This is a genomic window from Streptomyces sp. NPDC043738, from assembly GCF_056436545.1.
On sequence record NZ_JBWKCJ010000015.1, the window covers coordinates 22,826 to 45,451 of the forward strand.

Sequence of the window (22,626 nt, forward strand, 5' to 3'; positions counted from 1 at the left end):
CGGACGGGCGGGCGGTCCACCGCGTGCGCGGGCGGGGTGCTCATGTCACGAACACCACCCCCGCGTCGCTGCCCGCCGGTGTGTACTCCGCCAGCCGGGCCCGCAGGCTGTCCTCGCGCTGCGGCTGGTACAGGTCGTGGTAGGCGCCCATCTCGGCGCCGTCCTCCGCGCCGCGCCGGATCTCCGGCGCGCAGCCGTCCGCCAACTGCCCGTACCAGGGCGTGCCGTAGCGCTCGCCGCGCAGCAGCGGCCGCACCCGCGCGGCGTCCGTGGGGCCCGCCAGGTCCGGCTGGCAGCGGTGGCGGCGCGGGGTGCGCGACCCCGGCGGTACGTAACTGAACCGCAGACAGCCGACACCGCGCCGGGCGACGTGCAGCCGGCCGGTGAAGACGCTGTTCTCGGCGAGCCGCACGGCGTGGGTGCGCACTTCGCCGATGACGGTGGTGCGGTGCGCGTACAGCACCGCGTGCGCATGCCGGCAGTCCGGCGCCGACAGTGCCTCGCGGTCGGACCCGGTGGCGTCCAGGATGCTGTCGCGCAGATGGATCGGCAGCGGATCGGTGCCCACTTCGTCGCCGATCACCTCGATGGTGCCCAGGATCGTCCGGTCGATCTCCACGCACGCCGTCGTACGGTCCAGCACCAGGCTCGGCTCCTCGGGGGAGTGCGGAGCGCACTCCGGCTCCAGCGACCAGCCCGGTACGAGCGTGCAGTGCCGCAGCACCAGCGCCCCCATCGGGCCGGTGACGTTCAGCCCGCGCCCGGTGACCAGCAGCCCGTCCAGCACCATCCGCGGCCGCTCGCCGACCGCGCAATCGGACTCCTGCGCCCGGATGTTGAGCGCGTCGGGCCGGTTGCTGTACCAGTCGAGCAGCCGGATGACGGGCCGGGTGCCCTCGGCGGCGCGCAGCTGAAGCCGGTCGCCGGGATCCAGGTCGAAGTCCAGCTGTTCCTGGTAGGCGCCGCTGTGGGTGATCTCGATGATCCCCTCGGGGCCGCACCGCCCGGACCGCCGGTCGTGCTGCCACGCCGCATAGGCGTCCATGATTCGCTGGAAGGCCTGGCCCGGCCCGACCCGGTAGACCGCGGCGTCGGGGGCGGTCGGGCGCTCCCGCTCGTACTCGCCGCCGCCCAGTTCGTCGCCGAATCCGTAGTGGTAGTCCACCCATACGCCCTGCCGGGGCGCCGAGCGCGCACCGAACGCCATCCGGCCCAGCTCCGGATCGACCGCGACCTGCCCGCGCTTGGGCCGGTAGCGCCAGTCGCCGAGGTCGGCGACGACGATGTCGGCGAGCGGGACCGGGGTGTCGTGCCCGTCGCGGCGGATGGTGAAGCTCTTGCCCGGCCCGTAGTAGTCCGCGAGCCGGTCGTGCAGCTGCCGGCGCCGGATCGCCGCCGGCACGTTGTCGAGGGTGGCGATGTGCGTCGCGGACGGCTCCGGTTCCGGGCGGGTCACCAGCGGGGTGTCGTTGCCCAGGATGGAGAACGTGTAGAGGTTGCGGGCCCGGTCGATGCAGTACGCCGGCGCCCCGGTCACCGCGTACGGCTTCAGCCGCCACACGAACAGGCCGACCCCGGCCGGGGTGTGACCGCCCTGCGTGTGACGGGAGTCGGCCCTGCGCACGTCCACCGAACGGGCCACCGTCGAGAACGGCCCGCCGGCCAGATCGAGCGCCGCACCGTCGCGCAGGTCCACCAGCCGCCCGCGCCCGCCCCGCCGCGCGTTGACCGCCTCGGTGCCCGACCCGTACAGCTTCACCGGCTGCTGGTGCGCCAGGAGCCGGGAGAACTCCACCGCCCGCGCCGGCCAGCCCGCCACCGACTCCGACAGCTCCTCCAGCAGCGCCAGGGTGCCCTTGCGCCGCCGGTTGCCGACCGTCGCCGCCACATCGCGGCGCGGTGCCAGCGCCTCGGCCAGCCGCCGCCGCGAGGAGTCCGGCAGCCCGCCGTCGCGCAGCCCGCCGGCCAGCACCCGCTCGTAGCCGGGCAGCGGGCGGTAGCCCACCAGGTCGCCGAGGTAGGGCAGCACCCACTCGGCGGCGCTCTCCACGAACCAGTCGTCGTAACTCTGGGCGACCCCGTCGCGCACCCGGTCCACCTGCTCGGCGATCACGGCCAGCAGCGCACGCAGCGGCTCGCCGTCTTCCGCGTCGCGCAGCCGGTGCCACTGCGGAAGCAGCTCCGCGAGCCCGTCCGGCTCCCTGGTCGTACTCATCGGGTTACCTCCGTGAGGATCAGCGTGTCCGCGACCCGCGGCGAGAACAGCGCCAGCTGCGCCGGGCGGATACCGCGGAAGACGCAGACCGCGCGGCCCTTCGCCAGCGGCCGGGTGTCGGTGATGTCGGGGTTCAGGCGCAGCAGCTCGGCCAGCGGGATGCCGTGGCGGGCGGCGACGGCGGTGAGCGTCTCGCCGCCGTCCGCCGTCACCTCGTGGATCCGCTCGTCGTACGCGGCGAGCCGGGACGGCACCGAAGTGCCCGGCGGATCGCCGAACTGCTCGGACAGCGCCGCGAGTTCGGTGGGGGAGACGGACGCCGGGACGCCGGTGAAGGCGTCCACGTCGACGTAGTCCACCCCCGGTACCGACTGGGCGGCGGCCAGCACCTCCGACAGCCGCGCCGGCTGCCCCAGCTCCCGCCCGTCATAGCCCAGCCGGTCCAGCACCGCCCGCCGCACCCGCGGTTCCACCAGCGGCCACGCATGATCCGCCGCCACCTTCACCTTCGCCACGCACAGCAGCAGCACCGGCTCGCGCACATCCACCCGGACCGGCAGCCGGGCGTCGCCGTACTCGGCCAACGAGGACCGCAGCGCCCGCAGCACCTCCGCGTCCGGCGCGATCGGGATGTCGTCCACCCCGGCCACCGTCACATGCAGCACCTTGCGCCGCCCGTCGAAGAGTTCGCGGGCCGAGGCCCGGCCGATGCCGGCCCGGGAGCGCGCGAAGTCCTCGTAGTCGGCGAGCGAGACCAGCCGGTCCAGCGCGGAGACCGACAGCGGGACGGTGCGCCGGGTCAGCCCGGGGCCGTCGGCGTCCGCGCCGCCGCTCGCCGGCTGCGGATTGGTCACGCCGGTCACGCCCAGCGGCCGCGTCACCGCCTGGGTGATCCGGTTCGCCGCGACGTTCGCCGCCCGCCCGGTGCCGAAGCGGTAACGGGCCCGGACGTTGTCGTGGCCGGTCGGCAGCCGGGCGCCGTGCACCCCGTCGCCGAACGTCACCGTCGTACGGCCTGCGCCGTTGCGCTCCGCGCCGCCGCCGGCGCTCGTCCCCACCACATACACCCGCTCCCGCGGCCCGCGCCCGGCCAGGCTGTCCACCGGATGCCACAGCAGCCCGTCGACCCGCACCTGGAGCTCCGGGGTGGCGCCCAGCGGACTGTCGTCCGGCAGCCACGTCAGCGGCGACTGCCACAGCGCGAACGTCTGGTTGGCGCGGGTCGCGTCCCCGCTGCCGATGGCCTCGTCGCGGCTCTCCCCGTGCGACGCGGGCACGACGTTGCCCTGGATGCGGACCGTCTCCCGCCGGTAGCGGTAGGCCAGATCGGCGGTGAGGGTCAGCACCGTGTGCACGTGGTCGCCCGGCAGGTCGGCGTCCAGCCGCTGGTCCACCGAGGCGATCACGGCGAGTTCGGTGGCGCGCAGCCCGGCACCGCCCGCGAGCCCCGGGATGTCGCTGCGCTCACCGGAGACGACGATCCGCCGCCCCGGCAGCAACCCGTCGTACAGCTCGGCGAGCTCCAGCTCGTTGCCGTGCACGTCCTCGCCCAGCGGCTCGTCCGCCATCCGCAGCGGCTCACCGCCCGCGTGCACGGTGGTGTCGCGGATCGCGGACAGCACCACGTCGTGCTCGTCCAGCCAGGGGTCGGCCAGCGTCAGTTCGGTGCCGCGCCCGGTGATGCCGAAGTTGGTGTACGCGGCGGTGCGCACCGCCGTCACCCGGGTGGTGACGAACGCCAGCTTCTTGTCGCCCGGTATGCCGTCCGGCCCGTCCGCGCCCTTACGGGGACGCCGGACGGCGACCCAGCTGCCGACCGTGATGCCGTCCTGCACCGAATCCAGCGCCAGCACATGGCGGTCGGCGGGCGCGGGGACCGTGGCGATGCCGATCTCCACGGCGGGCGGTTCGCTGCCCGGTGTGCGCCGCACCGTGACCTCGTACTCGCCGTGCCGGATCTGCCGCTGCTCGCCCGGCTCGAGATGCCAGGTCTTCGTCTCGCCGTTGTGCACCGCGACCTCGATCCGGCCCTCCTCGTCCGGCCGCGCCACGAACAGGGTCCGCTCGGGCAGACCGGGCAGCAGCCGGGCGGTGATCCCCGACTCCTGCGAATCGGTCGGGCGGCGGCCCAGCCAGCTCAGGTCGTGGTCCTGGCCGGTGCGCGTGGACAGCTCGACGCGGCCGGGCCCGAGGTCGAAGGGCTCGTCGGACGGCAGGTTCACGGCGCGCTGCGCGGAACTGCCGGTGTTCTCGACGTGCTGGAACTCGGCCTTGACCGGCACCTTGCCGGCCGTGTCGAACACGATCCGCATGCTGGTCAGCGCGCCGCCGGTCAGCGGCCAGTCCGACTGCCGGATCACCCGGCCCTTGTCGTCCTGCACGGGCTTGAGCGGCGCGGTCGACCCGAACGGCGCGGCGCTCACCCGCATCGCCAGCAGCTCCCGCAGCGCGCCCCGCCCCGTGGGCGCCGCCTGCCGCCACGCCGCGTACATCCCGTCGGCGAGCCGCGGATCCAGCGCGGACAGCAGCCGCGCGGTCAGATCCGAACCGGGAGCGAAGAGCCGGCCGGGGTCGCGGAAGGCGGCCCCCGCACCGGACGGCGGAGGGACCACGCGGGTGCGCAGGGCGGGGAGGACGGCGGCGAGGGCCCGCAGCGCCGGTGCGCCCCGCCCCTGCGCGGACTTCGGCTTCGGCGCGGTGGGCACCGTACGCGCCGGCTCCAGATCCCCGGCCCGCTCCCGCAGCTCCCCGACCACCGCCTCCAACCGCTCGAACCAGGCCGCGACCTCCTCGTACGGCGCGGCCAGCGCCTGCGCCTCGGCCAGCCGCTCGTGCGGCCCGGTGAGCCGCTCGGCGAAGGCGGCCGGGGAGGAACCGGCCGCCCCGTCCAGGTCCTTGCGCAGCGGGGCCAGCACCTGGACGTCGAACGTGTCGATCAGCTTGCTGACCGGCCGCGGGTTCGGCGTCTGCGGGGTGGGCGGACCGGGCTCGTCCGGATCGTCCGGGTCACCGCCGTCGGGCGGCTCGGTGATCCACTGCCGCAGCTCGTCGACCAGCTCCTTCAGGGTGGGCGGCGCGGACCGCGGCAGCCCGATCGCGGTGCGGTCCTCGTCCCGGTCGATCCGCACCTTCGCGACCGGCAGCAGCAGCTGCCGGTCCCCGCCGAAGTCGAAGAGCAGCTGGTCACCGGTCTGCAGGGAGGTGTTCGTGCCCGCCACGTACAGCTCCGAGCGCTGGGCGAGGTCCTCGGCGACCAGCAGGGCCGGCCGCCGCCTGCGCACCTTCAGCTCGTTCCACGCCCAGCGCGCGGTCAGCTCCTCGTCCGTCTCGAAGGTCTGCGAGTCCTCGCCGGTGGCGGCGGGCACACTGTGGCTGCGCGCGCCGCGCGGGACGACCACCGACGGGTCCTCGGCGCGCGGATCCTTGTCGAGGGTGTACGCGAGGTGGGTGTCGGCGGCGACGCCCGGCCGCGGCCGGTGCCCGACCAGCCGCCCCAGCAGGGCCAGCGACCGGTGCTCGTTGGCGGTCCGCAGATAGCCCTCCTGCGCGATCCGCTCGCCGTGGAAGGTCAGTACGTCACCGAGCACCGCCCAGGCGTCCAGCAGCCCGATCGCCGGATCGTCCGGCGTGCGCACGGTCAGGCCGCGCAGCGCCGGGTAGGCGGGCGAGGCGAGCCGGTCGAGCATCGCGGCGAGGAAGCCGCCGTAGTCGTCGACGCGGTAGTCCAGGGCCGGGCGGCCCGGCGGGTTGTAGAGGGCGTCGGGGGCGCGGCGCTCGTCGTGACCGCCCATCCCCCCGTCGCAGCCGCATCCGCAGGTGCTCATCGGGCACTCCCCAACTCAATGGTCAGCCGGCCGTTCTCGGGCCGCTCCGGGTCGTTGTCGCACACGGCGATCTCCAGCGGGCCGAGCCGCAGCACACCGTCCTCGAGCGCGCGGTCGTCGAGGTGTTCCTCGTGGACCAGCCGCTTCAGGCGGGTCACCCGTACGCTCAGCACGCCGGGGACGGCCGCGGCCACCGCCGTGAGGCGGCTGAGCCGCACCGGCTCCCCGAACGTCAGCGCGTCCGGATGGAAGAAGCCCAGACCGCCCCCCGGCAGCCGCCGACTGCCCAGCACCCGCGTCAACTCGGCCAGGATCTGGCCGTGTTGGTGGCCGGGGGCCGCACATACCTCGATCCCCAGATCGACCGGCACCGTCCGGGCCGGTTCGACGACCAGGTCGTGACCGATCCGCCGGTAGCTCTCCAGCGCGTACGCGACGGAGTCCAGCAGCCGGCGGCTCGGCTCGCCGGTCCGCACCGCGTCGACGGCCACATGCGCCTCCTGGACGCTGCCGGTCCAGCGGATCTCGGCCGCGGCCCGCTGCACACCCGGCAGCGCCGACGCCAGCTCCGCGTAGTCGGCGGCGGTCACCGCCCGCAGCCGGGTCCGCTTCAGGTCGAGCGGCGCGAGCTGCCGCACCTGCTCGACGGGTTCGGGCTCCGTACCGCCGGTGGCGGGCAGGGGGTTGCGGACGCCGGCGACCGGCAGGGGCGCGGCGGCGTCCGAGTCCTTGGCACTCCGGTCGAGCACGAGGTGGTTGATGGCCTCGGCGCCGACATTGCCCGCCGTGCCACCGCCCAGCCGGTAGTGCAGGGCCAGCCGGCTGCCGGGCCCGGGCCGGGCCCCGTAGCGCCCGTCGCCGAAACGCAGCGCGAGTCGCCCGTCGTCCTGGAGCTCACCGACGAAGTGCCGGTCGCGGGGGCCGCTGTCGAGCAGGTCGCGGCGCGGCAGCCAGGTCCGCTCCCCGTCGTCGAGACGTACCGCGGGCAGCGCGGCCCGCGGATCGGGCAGCTGGGTGGCCGCCGGTCCGTGCAGCACCGGCTCGTCCGGGTCCAGCCCCACGGCGTACGCCGGGCCCCAGCTGTGCGCGATCTCCCAGGCGATCCGCCGGTCCAGCACCGTACCGGCCCGGGCCCGCGCGCTCAGCACCTCCAGCCGCCGCAGCTTGGCCGCCAGCAGCTCGTCGGCACGGTGCAGCAGCTCCCGCAGGGCCCGCACCGGGTGGCGGCGCAGTTCGAGGCGTTCGAGGGTCTTCAGGCCGAACACCACGGTCAGCTCGGTGATCTCGTCCTCCGCCAGCCCGTCGTGGTCGCGGGCGCTGCGCCACAGTTCGACGAGCCGGTCCCGCACCCGCTCCCGTATCGCCGCCAGCCGGTCGGCCTGCCCCGCCGCCACCTGCGCGGGCTGCGGGAACGGCACGGTCTGGGCGACGGGGGAGCGGTGCAGCACCGGCCTGAAGCGCGGCACGACGCCCGGGTAGACGGACTGCGCGAGCAGCGTGCGCAGCGCCTCGGCCTGGGCGTGGACGGTGCCCGGCACCACTCGTTCACGCCGCTGCCCGGCCGGCTCCAGCCCGAGCCCGGCCCGCACGGTCGCCTCCTCGCCGACGACGGTGAACAGCTCCCGGATGTCGTCGGGGGAGAGCGGCTGATGGCAACCGGTCTTCTCCAGCAGGGCGTTGATCGTGGCCGCGGTGGCGTTGCCGTCGTCCTTGCGGTCGCCGCAGCCGAAGGCGGGCGGGTCGCAGGAGCCGAGGACGGCGGGGACGGGCGGGACGGTGACGGTCTCGGGGACACCCTCGTCGGTACCGCCGAAGACCAGCGACCGCCCGTGGTCGACCAGCACGACATTGCCGCGCGCTACGCTCACGTCGTCGACGGGCGCGCAGTCGGGCCCGCCCCGGGTGGACAGCGTCAGCGGGAACGCCAGCGCGTCCTCGGGCGCCCAGGTGACCTCCAGCACCGGCTGGTCGTCGAGCCGGTCGACGGCCGGGGTGACGGAGGCGAGGCGGACGGTCTGCCGGTGGGTGGGGTCCTGGTCGCCGGGCGTTCCGGTACGCGGCCCCTTGACCTCCTCGAACAGCAGCAGGTCTCCGGGGGAGAGGCGCAGGGTGCGGGTCTTGCACTCCGCGTCGCCGTCCGCCCACTCGTCGCGCAGCGTCGCGCCGGTGGCCCCCTTCGGCAGGGCGCGGACCTCGCCGCCCCAGGTCCACAGCCGGACGGCGTTGTGCTCGGGCCGCACCACCAGGGGTGTGGCGGCGACCGGCTCGAAGACCTCCACCGCACCGCGCTCGTCGAGCACCGCCAGGTCCCGGTCGTCGATGACGCTGCCGATCTCCGGCCGGTCGCGCGGCCCGAACGTCCTGGTGTCGACGGCCGCGAACCGGAACTCGCCCGGCAGCAGCGTCAGTTCCTCCGCCGCCTCCAGCGACACGAACGCCCGCGCGCTGCACCCGTCGTGCATCGGATAGTCGATCAGCCGGACGTGCCGCCGTACGGACACCCGCCGCCGGGCCGTGTCGAGATACGCCTCCGTGGCCACCGCGTCCTGCTGATAACTGATCTGGTCGGCGGTGTGGGCGAGCAGCTCGACCAGCGTCATCCCCAGGTCCGCCGGACTGCGCTCGACCCAGTCGGGAGTGGTCAGCCGCAGCCGGTCCAGCACAAGCCGGCGCAGGGTGTCGTAGTCGCGGGCCGTGTAGTCGATGACGGGCGCCGGCCGGAAGGTGTCCGGGCAGTCGCCCGGCCCGATGCCGCCGTCCTCGTCCGCGCAGTCGAAGGGACTCGGGCAATCGGGCCGGAAGGAGAACTCCTGGCTGAAGTAGCGCTGGTCGAAGCCCTCGTACGGCTCGGTGCCGGGCCGCCCGTAGGGATCGGTCCCGACGAGGGAGAGGCGGTAGCGCGACGTGTCCCCGGCCCGGTCCAGCGTCACCAGCAGCCGGTCGTCGAGCTCGGGATCCTCCTCCCGCTCGACGCGGACCTCCAGGGCCTCCAGGTCGGTGACCCGCCGCCCACCGTCAATACGGACGTTCTCCGGCCGCAGCCCGTGCGGCGCCTTGCCGAGAAAGGTGACGGTCAGCGTCACCCCGTCGTCGGCGACCTCCACCGCGTCGACGCCGTTGAGCCGCGCCGCCCTGACCCGCCCACGGCGACCCTCCCCGGTACCCGCCAACTCGCCTGCTATCGCGCCCTGTTGCTGCTGGCTCATCCCTCGCCCCGCCCCTCGAACACCTCATCGCGCCGGCTCGCGGTGGAGCGCACCACATAGCGCAGATACACCCGTACGACGTTCTCCTCGCTCACCACGTCCAGCGACTCGACCTCGATGAGGTCCCCCAGCCACCGCTGCAACGACGCCTGCACCGACAGCTCCACCGCCGACGCCAACTCCGGGCTGTTCGGCGTGAACACGAGATCCAGCAGCCCGCACCCGAAATCCGGCCGCATCACCCGCTCGCCCGGGCTGGTGAACAACAACTGCTCGATCAGGTCCCGCACATGGTCGTCGTGGTCGGCGTGCGCGGTGCGCCCCCGCCGGTCGATCCGGAACGGAAACGCGATCTCGGTACGTACCCTCTTCGCAGCCCTCATCGGCTGGACACCCCCTGGCCCTGATGGACGGACGTCACGACCGGTGGGCCCTGCGGCACCAGCCCGGCGCTGAAACACATCGCCGCCGTGGTGTCCAGCAGCACCGGCACCCCGTCGACGCGTACGGCGTGATTCCCGACGTCCGCCGTCCACCGCACGCTCGTGCACGGCTGCGGACACCCGCCGACGCGGTGCGTACATCCACTGACCGTGAAAAGGCCCGCGGCGGTGGCCACCGGCGCGTCATCGATCCGCACACCGCCGTGCGCGCCCGCGGAACCCGCGGACAGCACGCGCCCGCCATGCGGACAACTGATCGCGGTCCCGCCGTGCACGAGATTCCCGCTCGCCATCTCCCTGCCCCCTCCCCGTATGCCTTGTATGCCTCTATGCCTCTATGCCTCTATGCCTTTTATGCCTTCTGCTTCAGCGCTTCCTGGGCACCGTCAGCCGGCCGTCGTTGATATCGACCTGATCCCCGACCAGCGAAATCGAGGCGCCATGCCCGTTGTTGATATGCACACCCGTCGCATCGATCTTCACGTACGCCCCGCCGGGCGCCTCCAGCAAAATCCCATTGGTGGGCACATCCGACATCACAATCTTGTGCTTCTTCGGCGTCTGAATAACCACGGGATGCGCCGTCGGGGGATCGGTCTGCGCATCCTCCGGCAATTCCTCCCGACTCCCGTACCAACACCCCACCCAAATTGGATAACTGGGCTCGCCCTGCTCGAACTCCACCCACACACCCGCCCCGACCGACGGCACGACCACCTGCCCCGCCTGCGGCCCGGTGAACGGAAAACACGGCAGCGCCCACGTCGACGGCTCATCACCGAGCACATCCGGAACCTGGACGATCAGCCGTCCTCGCCCCATCGGGTCGTTGTTGTCCACCACCCGGCCGCGGAACTTGCCGAGAAAGCGGTTGCTGGGTGCACCGGCCATTACTCAAATCTCCTGGTTTCAGCGAGCGCTGCTCTACGGGCTTGCGGGCCTACGGCCGTACGGTCCCGCTACGGGCGATCAGGCCCTCCCGCGAGAGGGTGAAATTCTGCTGGTACGACCCGGGGCGCAGATTGGTCGTCACACTCTTCACGTAGTAATCGCCGTCATACGTCACGCCAGCACCCCGCACCCCGACCAACTCCCTTGGCCGCAACACATATCCATGCCGATTGACGTCCAACGACCCCGACCCCGAAATGGCATCCGCAGACGTCGCCGCCCGTCCCAACGCCTCCGCCTTCGCGATCGCCTCATCCCGCTTCGCGGTCCCGCCCAACGTCTTCCGCTTCAGGGCGGGGGAAGCCCGCAGCCCCAGCGGCGGCCGCAACGGACTGATATCCGGCTGCGCGAGCAACGGCGCCCGCCGCGTCACCGGATCCTGCACCCGAGCCTGAGGCTCTTCCCTGGCCGTCCCGTCGTAAGCGAACGTCAACTGATCCACAGTCGAGTTCACATCCATATTCACGTTCAGGGCGTGCTGCCGCTGCCCAAGCCGCTGCTCGGGCCCCCAGAACGCCGTCGACTTCCCCGGCACGGGCCCAGGATCGAGATAGAACGTATAACCGTTCGCCCTCGCCAACTCATTCACATACTGCAGATCCGTCCCGACCTGGTAATCAACCCGCAACTGCTCCCGCGGCGGCTGCGGAATCTGCTCCCGAATGATCCGGGCATCGATCCCGTAATCCGCGTACTTCCCCAGAATCCGCTCGATCCGCTGCGAGGGCGCCAGATTCGGATACCGGTCCGCCCGCTCCTCCAGATCCATCAGCAGCGTGAGGTCTTCGCCGGTGATGGTGAGGGTCGTCTGCCCCGGCTGATTACTGGCCCCCACCTCCTGCCGCACGATCAACCCGTCCAGCAGCACGAAGGGGGTTCCCTTGATACTCACCGCCACAATCACCCGAGTCTTGGGATCGAAGAACCCCTCCGGCAGCAACCGATCAACGATCGCCCCCTTCTTCGTCAGATCGAACGCGATCTGAAAACCGCTCCGCTCACCCGCCGTACTCGTGATCTGCGCCGACAACAACGCCTCGGTCACTTCCTGCGGCACGGGCCGCGCCGACTTCGGCCCCATATACAACGACACGTGAATGGGCCCCCGCCCAACGGGCTGGTCGTCACCCATTGCGCACCCCCGGCCCGCCCATCCCCCCGGTGAACCCACCGGGCAGCGGCACGGCTATCTCCTCGCCGGGCTCATCCGTCAACTCCCGCGGATCGAGTGCGGGATTGGCATCAGCGATCCGCCACCACTGCCCCGGATCCCCGAAGTACCGCTGCCCCAGCTGATCCGGCCGCTCCCCGCTGCTGACGGTGTGCGCCACGGCCTCCTCGGCCGCATCCTCCAGCCGCGGCAACAACCGCCGCTTCGCATACCTCACCTCGGTCCCATCGGGCATGCGATGCACCCCGATCTCCACCCCGGCGTACCGACTGCTCCGCGGATACGGATGCGCCCCGGGAACATCATCCAAAGCCCGCTCATACGGCTCAATCACGTCTCAGATCCCCCTCCCACCAAGCCCGAGCGCCGCAAAACTCCCGCCCCGGGCGGCCCGCGCCAACTGCTCCTTCTGCGCCAGGTGCGCGAGGTACAACTCGGCCCCGCGGTGCCCGGCCGGCAGATCACTCACGGTCAGGATCTTCATCCCGATACTCAGCGAGGCCCTGATCGGATTGAGATTGACGTCGAACGCCGACTCATTCACCGACAACTCGGTGAGCCGCACGGGCATGACGCGCTTGCTCCCCCAGGTGAAGAGGGTAAGGGGCATCTCAATGGGACTGATCTCAATGGTCCCCTTCTTACTGAGATGCGAGGCGGCCCGAAGCTGCGCGGTGGTGGGCTGCACGAGCATTTCCAGCACGGCGAGCTGGGGGTGAATCCCGTCGGGCGCCGCTACGTCCAGTTGGTCGGTGGCATCGATCTCCGCGGTGAACTTCCATGTCTCCTGCGCCGGCCCTTTGAGCCTCAGTGCCTCGTTCCTATCGCCACCACTCCCGCCTCCGCCGCCGTCTCCCTCACCTCCGGCGGCTTGTGGCGCCACGGACCGCTCCAACGTGTCCGGGTTGAACTGCAGCACGATGATCCGCCGCGGCGTCCCGAGATCGGGATCGACGATGACGATGCCGGAACGGATGGGCTTGGGGATGTCGGCGTAGCGGGTCACTGGCGGGCCTCCCAGCGGCGTTGGAGATCTGTGTAGTCGTGGTCGGGGAAGGTCTCGGGGAAGGCATCGAGCATGACCCGCAACCTGGCCGCAGTGGTGTGCAGTTCGGTCGAGGCCAGCTGTACATCCGCGTAGAGGTACTGCCAGTGGGCAGTGCCCTTCGTTACGAGAAGAGCGTCCAGGTAACCGGCGTAGTCGAGATCGAGTTGCTCGATGCGGTGCAGACCCGCGTCGTAGAACCACACTTCGGGACTTGCGGTGTCGGTGACGCGCAGGCCCGTCACATCCCCTGAACCGCCGTGCGGCATGGTGTCGATGATGCGGAGCGAGTCCAGGACCTCCCGGTCGCCGACCTCCAAGGTCCAGTCTTCCGGCGGAAAGATGGTCTCGGCCATGGCCTGGTGAATGTGATTCAAACAGAACTCGCCCACGAGGCGTGGCCCGCTGGTCGAGCGCCAGACAGCGTGTATCTCATTCGGGCGGAAGAAGTTGCGTCGCAGAGGCTCCGGATCGATGTGGTGGTGTGCTGCGATGTTGGCGAGAACGGTATCGACGTCACTGTGCAGTTCGTCAATGGGCGCGAATCGGTGGTAACTCAGCCTAATAGCAGGTGAGTTCGCTAGCTGATCTATGGCGTGCCTGCAACGGGCCTCGAATGAGTCAGGTGTGGTCATGTCCGGTTGTCACTTCTTCCGAGAGTCTTTCTGGACACTCCAGTCGATTTCTCCGGCAGCTTCCAACTCGGTGAGTCTTTGCATGATTTCGGTTACCTTTTCCGGTGTGATGCCGTACCCCTTCTCCGTCGCTGCCTTGTCCAGGCGCTTTTTTACCTCGCCGAGATTGCGGTATACGGGGTGCGGGGCGGGGGCTTCCTTCCCGTCGCGTTTGACCTTTGGGCGGCCTCCGTCAGGGGTGACCCCAGCGATGGGGCGCATATTTCGATACGAGAGGTTGGACGAGAACCGAGGTGTGCCAAGCCGTCTGCGCAAAATGCCCTCGCCGGCCGAGTTGATGTGCAGCTTGTTCTTTTCGCTCGCCTGGGGCTTGGGGATGTCGAACTGGGCATAGCTGTCGGCCTGTTCGAGGCGTCGCCAGTGCGACCTGCTCCTGCCGGAGAGTTCCGGCTTCACCTTCCGGTATTTTCCGTAGGTCGATCGGATGTAGCTCGGGAATCCGGGGTAATCGTCGTGATCAAATTTCGCCACCGAGTCGTACCAGATCATCGGTGGACTACTCTTGTTGATTGCGGCGTACGCATCGCCCTCGATCTCGTCGTAGAACTTGAGATTCGTGCGCGAACTGCGTGCCGGTACCAGGTTGTTGCCGCCTGCGAGCCCACCGAGTGCTTCGGGTAGCAGGTGCATGCGCACCCACGCCGTCTTGTCGGTCATTCCGCTTCCGGTGACGGTTGCCCATCCCAGCGGCTGGTCGTCGTTGGCTTCGAGGGGAATCTCGCCCGTACGTTTCACCACCTGGCTCAGGAATTCCCCGTTCGCATGCTTGGTGGGGATGTTCTTCCCTGCCGCGACATTGAGGCTGTCATCGCGCCGCTTGGGGATGGATGGGTCGGGCAGCCCATGCGCGTCAAGGTAGTCTTTCCGGTCCTGCGGGTCCGTTATGCCCTCAATGACTTTTCCGGGCGGGTTCAACGTGGCCCAGACCGCGAAGTCCGGGTTACCGACCTTCTCCAGTGTGGTCAGCCGGAAGATCCTGCGTAGCGCGCTGAGCACCCAGCGGTGCCCCGACTGAGTGATGCCCGGCCTGATCAGTCGCTTCAGGATTGGATGGATCCGCCGCACCGCTTTACTGAGCCGTTCCCGCTTGGAGTCCTTGGATTCTTCCTTATTCTTGCGCCGGTTCTTGCTCTGCTTCTTGTGGTCTGTGCGGGTCTTCTTTTCGTCGCGCATTTTGTCGCGCTTTTTCTTGAACCTGTCCCAGAGCTTCTTGGCGCCGTTCTTGACGGCCTTGCCGACCTTGCTCTTGCGGAGCTTCTTGCCGAGGGCCTTGCCCGCGTTCTTGACCTTCTTGAGTGCGGACTTGACGGCCTTCTTGACCTTCTTCAAGGCCCGCCCCAGTGGCGACTTGGGCTTCTGCTTCTTGGGGCGCTTCGGGGCCTCGACCTCCTTCTTCTTCGGTGCCTTGTCGGGCGTCTGGTCCTTCTTGCTGCTGGGACCGTCCTTGCCGCGAGCCTTGTCCTGTTTGTTGTCCGGGCCGCCCTTGTCGGGCTGCTTTCCCGAGCCGTCCTTGTCCGGCGTCTTCGCCGAACTGTCCTTGTCGTGTCCCTTGATCGGGCCAGTCCCGTCCTTGGCGTGTTTCGCCTCCGCCTCGTCCTCCCGCTTCTTCTTCATCGGATCCGGGGTCTTGCTGGACGGGCGCCCGTCGGGATGCGTCTTCGGCTGATGCTTCGGCTGGCCGCCGCCCGGTGTGCGGTCCGTTGACGCGCCGGGGCGGCCGGGGACGCGAGGCCCCTTGGGCTTCGCAGGCCGGGCGGGCTTACGGAGGGCCTGGGCGGCCTTTCGGGCGGCGGCCTTGGCGGAGTTGACGGCCTTGCCGGCGGCCTTGCGGGCGCCCTTGCCGGTTTTCTTGAGGCCCGCGGTGATCTTCTGGGCTATGCCTTTGAGGCGTTTGCCGACGCCCTTGGTCGCCGACTGGAGACGGATGAGGAGGAAGTTGCTGATGAAGTCCAGCAACGCCACCACGCCCGCCGCCACCGCTTCGGCGAAGAGGCAGGCGGCCGGGCCGGCCTTGACGGCCTTGAGGTAGGCGAAGAACTTGCTGAAGGCGGAGAGGATGGAGCTGATGCTCTGCCAGGCCGCCATCAGCCCCTGGACGATCGTCAGGATCGCGCCCGCCGCGGGGACGATCATCGAGACGACCTTTTCGATGACCAGGGACGCGATCATCATCGGGAGGGACGCGATGATCGCGTCCCAGGCCATCTTGCCGATCTGCTTCAAGGACATACAGCCCTTGACCAGGACGTTGATGACGGCCTTGCCGAGGCCCAGGATGCCTTCGACCTTGGCGTCGAACCACTGCTTGACGGCCGTCTTGATGGCGCCCCAGAGGTGTTCCTGGATGCCCGTCTTGGCGGCGCTGCCGGCCTTCTTGAGCCAGCCGCCCGGGTCCGGGGCGATGTCGGCGACCAGGGCCGCGAACTTTCCGAGGGCCTCGATCGCGGCCTCGGCGAACTTGATCGCGGCGGTGATCACGGCCTGGAAGGCCTTGATGACGCCCTTGATGCCGGCTTCGAGGACGTCCAGGAGCTTGTTGAGACCCGCGGCGAGTGCGTCGAGGAACGTGTTGACGGCCTTCTTCAGACCCTCGGCCAGCTTGTTGACCGTGGCGATCGCGGCGTCGCGGAGGCCCTCGATGGCCTTGCGGAACTTGTCGCGGAGTTCGGGGAAGGCGGCGAGGAGTACGTCGCCGATGGCGATCAGGGCGTCGGCGACGGCGGAGATGGCCTTGATGGCGAAGTCGCGGACCGCGTCGATCGCTTTGTTCGCGAACTCCTTGAACTTGTCGATGACGCTGTTGATGGCTTTGCGGGCGGCGTCGAAGACGGCGGTGACGGCGTCCAGGAGGCCCTTGAAGAAGTCGCCGACCGCGTCGAGGAGTTTGCCGAAGAGGCCGTCGGACTCGCCCTTCTTCTCCTCCTTCTTCTTCTTGGCGTCCTTCTCCGCCTGCTCGGCCTTGGAGTCGATGTCGTTGTTGTCGTTGTTCTTTCGGTCGTCGACCTCCTTGTCCTTGCCGTCCCGCTCCTTGGTTATCTTCTTGTTGCCGTCCTTGTGCTCCTTGTCCGTGTCCTTGTCGGCCTTCTCGATCTTCTTGTCCTGCTCGTCGCGCCAGCTCTGACGCTCCTTGCCGGCCTTCTCGGCGGCCCGGCCGCGCTCCGCCGTCTGCTGCTCGGCATTGCGCGCGACCTCGTTGTCGATCTCCTGCTGTTTTTCTTGTTTTGACTTCTGCTCGCCCTGCTGGTGTTCCTTCTCCTTGGCGGCCAGGTCGGTCTGCGACTGGGCCGCACCGCTCTTGAGCTCGCTGCCGCGTTCCTGCTTGGCGACGATGCCGACGTGCTGCTTCGGCCTGCCGCCGGCCGACCGCCGGCCGCCACCGCCGCCGCCCGCGCGTCCGGACGCCTTGCCGGTCAGCTGCTCCTTGGGGGCGTTGGGGAAGATCTTGTCCTCGCCCATCGGCTTGGACGCGTCCGCCCGACCGGTGTCCTGGATCTTGCCCTGCTTGTCCTTGAGCTTCTCCGCCTGCTTGTCCGTCCGCTGCGGATCGCTCTCGCCCTCCAGCTTGATCTTGGGGGCGGGGCCGACGGTCTTGTTGCGGAGTTCGGGGTCGGTGGTCGGCACCTTGTCCGCCGCGGCCTCGACGCTCTTGGCGTCGCCCTGCGTCAGCTTGCCGTCCTTGCTGGGCGGGAGCTCCGGGGTCTTGATGTTGTCGGTGGGCTTGGCGCCCTGGGCCTTCTCGCTGCCCTTGGCCCGCTGCTTCTCGCCCTGCTCCTCCGGCCCGACCCGCTCCAGCTTGCCGCTGACCGCGGTCTCCGGTGCCTCGGCCTCCGGAGGCGAGGACTGGGTCTGCGGCGCACCAGAAGGCCGCTCCCGCTTGGGCGGGTTGGCCTCCAGCCGCTTCTGCTCCTGGTTGATCTTCTTGTCCGCTGCCCCGTCCACACCGGGCATGGCGGCCTGCGCCTGGTCCGGCGAGAGCTTGCTGACGGTGCTGAGCGCGGCCTTCGGATCCTGCCCCGAGACGTCCGGCGGCTCTTCCTTCTTCTCCTCGGCGGCCTGCTCACCGCCGCCGCCCCCGCCGCACGAACCGCCCTTCTCCTCCTTCTCCGCCGCGGGCTCCGGCGGCGCACACCCACCGCCGTCCTTCTCCAGCGAAGCGTCCGGCTGTGCCTTGGCGCCCTCGGGTGCGGGCGCGCCCATCTTCCCGGGATTCGCGGTCTGTTCGGCCGCCGGGCTGACCGCGGCCTGGGCCGGGGAGGGCGCACCGCCGGGGCCCGCCGCGGACTTGGGCGCGGCGGCGGGTTCGGTGTCACCGACCGTGCCGCTGGGCGCCGCCCCCGGCCCGGACTCCTTGGGCACCGCGCTCTTCGGCGCCGGTGCCTCGCGCTCACCCCGTACGGGCTCCACCGTCCGCCGTACGGCAGGGGAGGGGTGCCGGTCCTGGGCGGGCGTCTTCTCGGTGTGCGCACCGGCCGGCGGCGCGAGCGAAGCAGCCGCCGGACCAGGACCGGGGCCGGCAAAAGCCCCCGAGGCAGCGGCACCAGCCGGCTTCTCCGCCGCCGCGCCCTCCGGCTGCCCCTTGGCCTCCTTCTTCTCCTCGTGCGCGTCCTGGTCCTTCTCCTCCTGCTGTTCGTCCTGCGCCTCCTTGGCGTCCGGCGCCTCCTCGCCGTCGCCCGACTTCTCGTCCCGCTCCGCGTCCTTGTCGGCCGCGTCCTGCTTGGCCTGTTTGGCACCGTCCTCGTCCTGGTCCTGCTGCTGCTCGGGGTCCTTCTTCTCCTCGGCCTCCTGTTCCGGCTGCGGCTTGTCCTCGCTCTCCGGGTCGGGGCCGACCTCCTGCTCGACCGGCTTCTCCGGCTGCAGGTCCTTCTCGCTGCGGTCGGGGGCCTCGGACGCGGGGCCGCGCTCGGGCTGCGGCGCCTCGCCCTCGACGGGGCCGCGCTCCTCGCCCGGCGCCTTGGCCTCGGCCTCCGGCGCCTCCTCGTCCTCCTCCTCGTCGGCGTCGTTCTCCCGCTCCTTCTGGATCTTCTCGGCCTTGGTGGGCGGGGGAGCCGGGAAGGACGGCATGCTCGCCGTGGGGTTCTCCGCCGTCGGTACGGAGGAGAGGTCGGGGTCACTGTCCGGCAGGTAGTCCTCGGGCTTCAGCTCCGCCTCGCCCTTGCCCGCGCCGCCGCCCCGCCTGTCCTCTTCGCCGCCGTGAACCTCCTTGTCCGCACCGGCCTCCAGCCCGATGGGCGCTTCCTCCTCGCGCGGCTCGCCCTCGTCCTCGTCCTTCTCGTGCAGACCGTGCTCGGACAGGGCGCTGTCGCGCTGTTCGGCCCGTTCGTCGACCTTCTCCGGGCGGACGGGCCCCTGCTGTTCCTTCTTCTTCTTGTCGAGCTCTTCCTGCTTCGACCCGTCCGCCGGCTTCTTCTCGTCGTCCTTGCGCTTGCGCTTGTCCGCCCCCGGCCGGTTCGCCTGCTCCGGATCCTGCTCCTCGCGCTCACGCTGCTCCTTGCGCTCCTCCTTGGTGCGCTCGGCGCCCTCCTGGCCCTGCTCGGCCTTCTGCGCGTCGGCCTGGTCCGCCTTGTCGCGCTCCTCGCCCTGCTTCTCCTCTTCCTGCTGCTGTTCCTTCTCGGAGTCCGCGAGCTCCTCGGCCCGTTCGTCCTCCTTCGCCTTGCGCTCGCCGGCTTCCTTGTCCTCGGCGGCCGCATCCCGCTGGGCCCGGGACTGCTCCTGGTCCCGCCTGCCGTCGCGCTCCTTGGCGTCCTTCTTCTCCTCGGCGGCGTCCTCGTCCCGCGCCTGCCGGGACTTCTTCTCGCCGCCCGTACGGTCGGCCGCCACCGACCGCTCCTCCAGGAGCAGATCGATCGCGTCCGGGACCGGCTCGGGCGTGCCGGACGGCTGGAGACCGAGCGGGCCGACCTCCGCCTCGTCCGTCAGGTCCAGCAGCCGCTCGTACTCGGGCGACAGCAGACGCACTTCGAGGCGGTCGAGGACGGAGTCCTGCAACTCGGGACCCATGCGGGCGAGCTGCATACGGACACGACCGGACAGGTCGGCCGGGTCGCCGCGCAGTGACCTCAGGACCCCATTGGCCAACCGGTCCACCAGCGTCGCCGGGTCCACCCGCTCCATACGGGCACGGTCGGCGTCGACCGTCGCGTACCGCAGCCAGCCGGGGGAGGCCTGCCCCTCCTCGACCTCGGCGGCCGGCTCCTCCTCCCCCCGTAAAGCCCCCTGCAGCGCCCCCAGCACCGAAGCCCGCGCCGCCGACTCCGCCTCCCGCTCGATCGCCTCCTGCGGAAGGCTGACCGAACCCAGGTCGCGGCCCGCCCGCAGCGCGCCCAGCCCGTGCGGGTTCTGGACCGTGTGCAGCAGCTCATGGGCCAGCAGGCGCTGCCCGTCGGCCGTTCCCGGGCGGTACGTCCCCTCCCGGAAGAAGATGTCCTGACCGACGGCGAAGGCGTCCGCGCCCATCAGCTCCGCGAGCTGCCCGGAGTCGCGGTCGGTGTGCAGGCGGACCTGGCTGAAGTCGTGGCCGAGCTGTTCTTCGAGCTCGCGGCGGACGCTCAGGTCGAGGGGCTGACCGGCGCCGCTGACGATGTCCTTCGGCTCCGGCGTACGGGATCTGGCGGAACGTTCGCGGCGCTTACGGCGCTTGTCTTCGGTCGCCGAACGGGCGTCCTGAGCGGTCTGCGAGGTACTCATCGCACCTCCCCCCGTCCGGTCAGACCCGCGTGCACCGCCCGTGCCAGCGCCTCGCCCAGCCGTACGGGAGAGGTCGTCGAGGGCAGCGGCGGCAGGCCGCTGAGGCTGTCCAGCGACGCGCCCGACCCGTCCGCCGCCAGCGGCACCCCCCGCTCGTGCACCAGGCGCGTCAACTCGGCCTGGAACGCGGCCGAGACGCGATCCGGATCGACCCGGGCGTCGAAGCCGTCCAGGACCAGTTCGCCGATGTCGATACGGAAGGAGCGCGGCGGCGGCTCGGCTGCCGGCTCCCGCGCTGCGTTCCCTGCCTCGTTCAGACCCATCCGTGGACCTCCGACGGCGCCAAGGAGCGTTCCAGCTTCAGGTATTCGGTACGGGCCGCCGCCAGCATGTGACGCATCTGGAGGCGGTCGCCCTCCTCGGCGGCGAGGAAGGCCCCCGACAGCGCGATGTTGCGGATCGAGCCGCCGGCGACGGTGAGCCGGGCCAACAACGCCGGATCGATGCCCTTCATGGGGGCCTGGGCGGGCAGGACGCGGCTCCAGATCTCCGCGCGCTCCTTCTCACCGGGGAAGGGAAAGTCGACGACGAAGCGGATACGGCGCATGAAGGCGGAGTCGAGGGCCTTCTTCATGTTCGTCGTCAGGACGGCCAGGCCGCGGTACGCCTCCATGCGCATCAGCAGATAGCTGACCTCCAGGTTCGCGTAGCGGTCATGGCTGTCCTTGACCTCGCTGCGCTTGCCGAAGAGCGCGTCGGCCTCGTCGAAGAGGAGCAGGGCGCCCCCGCGTTCGGCGGCGTCGAAGACGCGACTGAGGTTCTTCTCGGTCTCGCCGATGTATTTGCTGACGACCTGGGAGAGATCGATGATGAACAGGTCCAGGCCCAGCTCCTTGGCCATGACCTCGGCGGCCAGGGTCTTGCCGGTGCCGGAACCGCCCGCGAACAGGGCCGTCACGCCCAGGCCGCTGCGCAGCGCCTTCGCGAAGCCCCAGTCCTGGTAGACGGTGCTGCGCTGGCGTACGTGGGCGACGATCTCCTGGAGGATGCGCAGCTGCCGGTCGGCCAGGACCAGGTCGCCCCAGCCGGCGCGCGGCTCGATGCGGCGGCCCAGCTCGTCCAGGCCCATCCGGGCCTCGGTCAGGCCCGCCTGCCAGGCCAGTTCGGCGGCGTCGAGCACGTCCGAGTCCGGCAGATCGCGGCGTACGGCGGCGGCGGCCGACCGTACGACATGCGGCGGAAGCTGGAACTGGGCCACCAGGGACTGGATATGGCGATCGGTCACTTCCGGGACGTCCGCGAAGGCGTTCGTCCACAGCCCCAGCTGCTCCTCGTCGGAGAGCTTCGGGACGGTCACCCGCTCGCCGCGCGGGTGGCCGGTCTGCCGCGGGTCCGGACTCGACACCACCAGTGGTACGGCCGCGCCCGCGATGAACGCGTCGGCGGCGGCGTGCTGGTCGCGGTCCATCTCGCCGACCTCGACGAGCAGGGCGGCGGGGAGCAGTACGGCCTCGCGCTGCCAGAGGCGGGCGAGGCGGTCGCGTTCGGCGGCGTCGGTGGGTATGTCGTCGGCGGCCATGGAGTACAGGCCGAGACCGGAGCGGCGGGCCGCGGTCGCGGCGATGTCGGCGCGGGAGCGCAGATCGCCGCCGACCAGCTCCACCCGCAGCGGCGCATCCGGGCCGGCGCCCGCCCAGCCCGCGGCGACCCGGTGCGCGGCCGTGTCGTACGAGGGCGGCAGGGAGCCGGGCGCGGTGGTGCGGCGCAGCAGACCGTGCAGCTTGGCGTCCAGGTACGGCGAGCCGACCAGGAAGTGCAGGATGCGCTCGTCGAGGCGGAGGCGGGTGGTGGTCAGGCGGGTCTCGTCGTCCAGGTCGATCAGGCGCCAGCGGCGGAGGGGGGCGACGGGGGTCAGGGCGCTCCAGTGCGGGTCGCCGAGCGCGGCCAGGGCGAGGGCGAAGGTGGGGTAGGTGCGGCCGGGGTCGGTGCTCGCGGCGGCGCAGCGGGCGCCGGTGGTCGGATCCAGTTCCGCCGCCGCGGCGAGCAGGACGATCTCCCGCTCGAAGGGGCTCAGGCCGAAGCAGGCGGTCAGCGAGTCGAGAGTGGCGATGGCGGGGAGCGGGTGGCCGGGGGAGGGGAGGTCGGTCGCGGTTGCGGTTCGGGCCGGGGCCACGGAAGAGCCTGGGGCGGCCGTGGGAGCGTCGGCGGGGGCTTCGTCCGTTTCGTCGCCCTTGGTGGCGACCCGTGCGGCGTGCGCGTCCAGGCGGGCCAGTACGGACCGGACGGCGGCGGCCAGCGCGCCGCCGTCCGTGCCGTCGGCCGAAATGCCCGCCCCCGCTCCCTTGCCGCTGCCGCCGCTGCCGCCGCCGCTGCCCATGCCCTCGACTCCCCC

The 22,626-nt window shown here is 71.0% G+C and carries 13 protein-coding genes; all 13 read right to left on the reverse strand.

Annotated elements, in window-relative coordinates:
• Nucleotides 1–40: 40 nt before the first annotated feature.
• The 13 genes from AC0680_RS20355 to AC0680_RS20415 all read right to left on the reverse strand — a co-directional run bounded on the left by AC0680_RS20355 (nucleotide 41) and on the right by AC0680_RS20415 (nucleotide 22,611).
• The gene (locus tag AC0680_RS20355) at nucleotides 41–2,215 is read right to left on the reverse strand and encodes a hypothetical protein (RefSeq protein ID WP_478630573.1); all 2,175 of its coding nucleotides are present in this window, start codon (nucleotides 2,213–2,215) and stop codon (nucleotides 41–43) included.
• Complete coding sequence (locus AC0680_RS20360; RefSeq protein WP_478630576.1) at nucleotides 2,212–6,039, reverse strand: putative baseplate assembly protein; 3,828 nt, start codon at nucleotides 6,037–6,039, stop codon at nucleotides 2,212–2,214. The genes AC0680_RS20355 and AC0680_RS20360 overlap by 4 nt, the downstream gene beginning before the upstream one ends.
• Complete coding sequence (locus AC0680_RS20365; protein ID WP_478630578.1) at nucleotides 6,036–9,245, reverse strand: putative baseplate assembly protein; 3,210 nt, start codon at nucleotides 9,243–9,245, stop codon at nucleotides 6,036–6,038. Before AC0680_RS20365 ends, AC0680_RS20360 begins: the two co-directional genes overlap by 4 nt.
• Nucleotides 9,242–9,628 carry a GPW/gp25 family protein gene (locus tag AC0680_RS20370; RefSeq protein WP_478630581.1) on the reverse strand — a complete coding sequence of 129 codons (387 nt, stop codon included), beginning with the start codon at nucleotides 9,626–9,628 and terminating at the stop codon, nucleotides 9,242–9,244. The genes AC0680_RS20365 and AC0680_RS20370 overlap by 4 nt, the downstream gene beginning before the upstream one ends.
• On the reverse strand, nucleotides 9,625–9,981 hold the full coding sequence (locus AC0680_RS20375; RefSeq protein ID WP_478630584.1) for a hypothetical protein: 357 nt from the start codon (nucleotides 9,979–9,981) through the stop codon (nucleotides 9,625–9,627). The genes AC0680_RS20370 and AC0680_RS20375 overlap by 4 nt, the downstream gene beginning before the upstream one ends.
• Nucleotides 9,982–10,054: 73 nt before the next feature.
• A complete protein-coding gene (locus AC0680_RS20380; RefSeq protein ID WP_478630586.1) occupies nucleotides 10,055–10,579 on the reverse strand; it encodes a phage baseplate assembly protein V in 525 nt (174 codons plus the stop codon).
• Between the two features lie 49 nt (nucleotides 10,580–10,628).
• Nucleotides 10,629–11,771: a hypothetical protein gene (locus AC0680_RS20385; RefSeq protein WP_478630588.1), complete on the reverse strand. Its 1,143-nt coding sequence runs from the start codon at nucleotides 11,769–11,771 to the stop codon at nucleotides 10,629–10,631.
• The gene (locus AC0680_RS20390) at nucleotides 11,764–12,144 is read right to left on the reverse strand and encodes a LysM peptidoglycan-binding domain-containing protein (RefSeq protein WP_478630590.1); all 381 of its coding nucleotides are present in this window, start codon (nucleotides 12,142–12,144) and stop codon (nucleotides 11,764–11,766) included. The genes AC0680_RS20385 and AC0680_RS20390 overlap by 8 nt, the downstream gene beginning before the upstream one ends.
• Before the next feature lie 3 nt (nucleotides 12,145–12,147).
• Nucleotides 12,148–12,816, reverse strand: a complete 669-nt coding sequence (locus AC0680_RS20395; protein ID WP_478630591.1) for a hypothetical protein — start codon at nucleotides 12,814–12,816, stop codon at nucleotides 12,148–12,150.
• Nucleotides 12,813–13,211 carry a hypothetical protein gene (locus AC0680_RS20400; protein WP_478630594.1) on the reverse strand — a complete coding sequence of 133 codons (399 nt, stop codon included), beginning with the start codon at nucleotides 13,209–13,211 and terminating at the stop codon, nucleotides 12,813–12,815. Before AC0680_RS20400 ends, AC0680_RS20395 begins: the two co-directional genes overlap by 4 nt.
• Before the next feature lie 288 nt (nucleotides 13,212–13,499).
• The gene (locus AC0680_RS20405) at nucleotides 13,500–20,234 is read right to left on the reverse strand and encodes an eCIS core domain-containing protein (protein ID WP_478630596.1); all 6,735 of its coding nucleotides are present in this window, start codon (nucleotides 20,232–20,234) and stop codon (nucleotides 13,500–13,502) included.
• Complete coding sequence (locus AC0680_RS20410) at nucleotides 20,231–20,557, reverse strand: hypothetical protein (protein WP_478630598.1); 327 nt, start codon at nucleotides 20,555–20,557, stop codon at nucleotides 20,231–20,233. Before AC0680_RS20410 ends, AC0680_RS20405 begins: the two co-directional genes overlap by 4 nt.
• A complete protein-coding gene (locus AC0680_RS20415; RefSeq protein ID WP_478630901.1) occupies nucleotides 20,548–22,611 on the reverse strand; it encodes an ATP-binding protein in 2,064 nt (687 codons plus the stop codon). The genes AC0680_RS20410 and AC0680_RS20415 overlap by 10 nt, the downstream gene beginning before the upstream one ends.
• Between the last annotated feature and the right edge of the window lie 15 nt (nucleotides 22,612–22,626).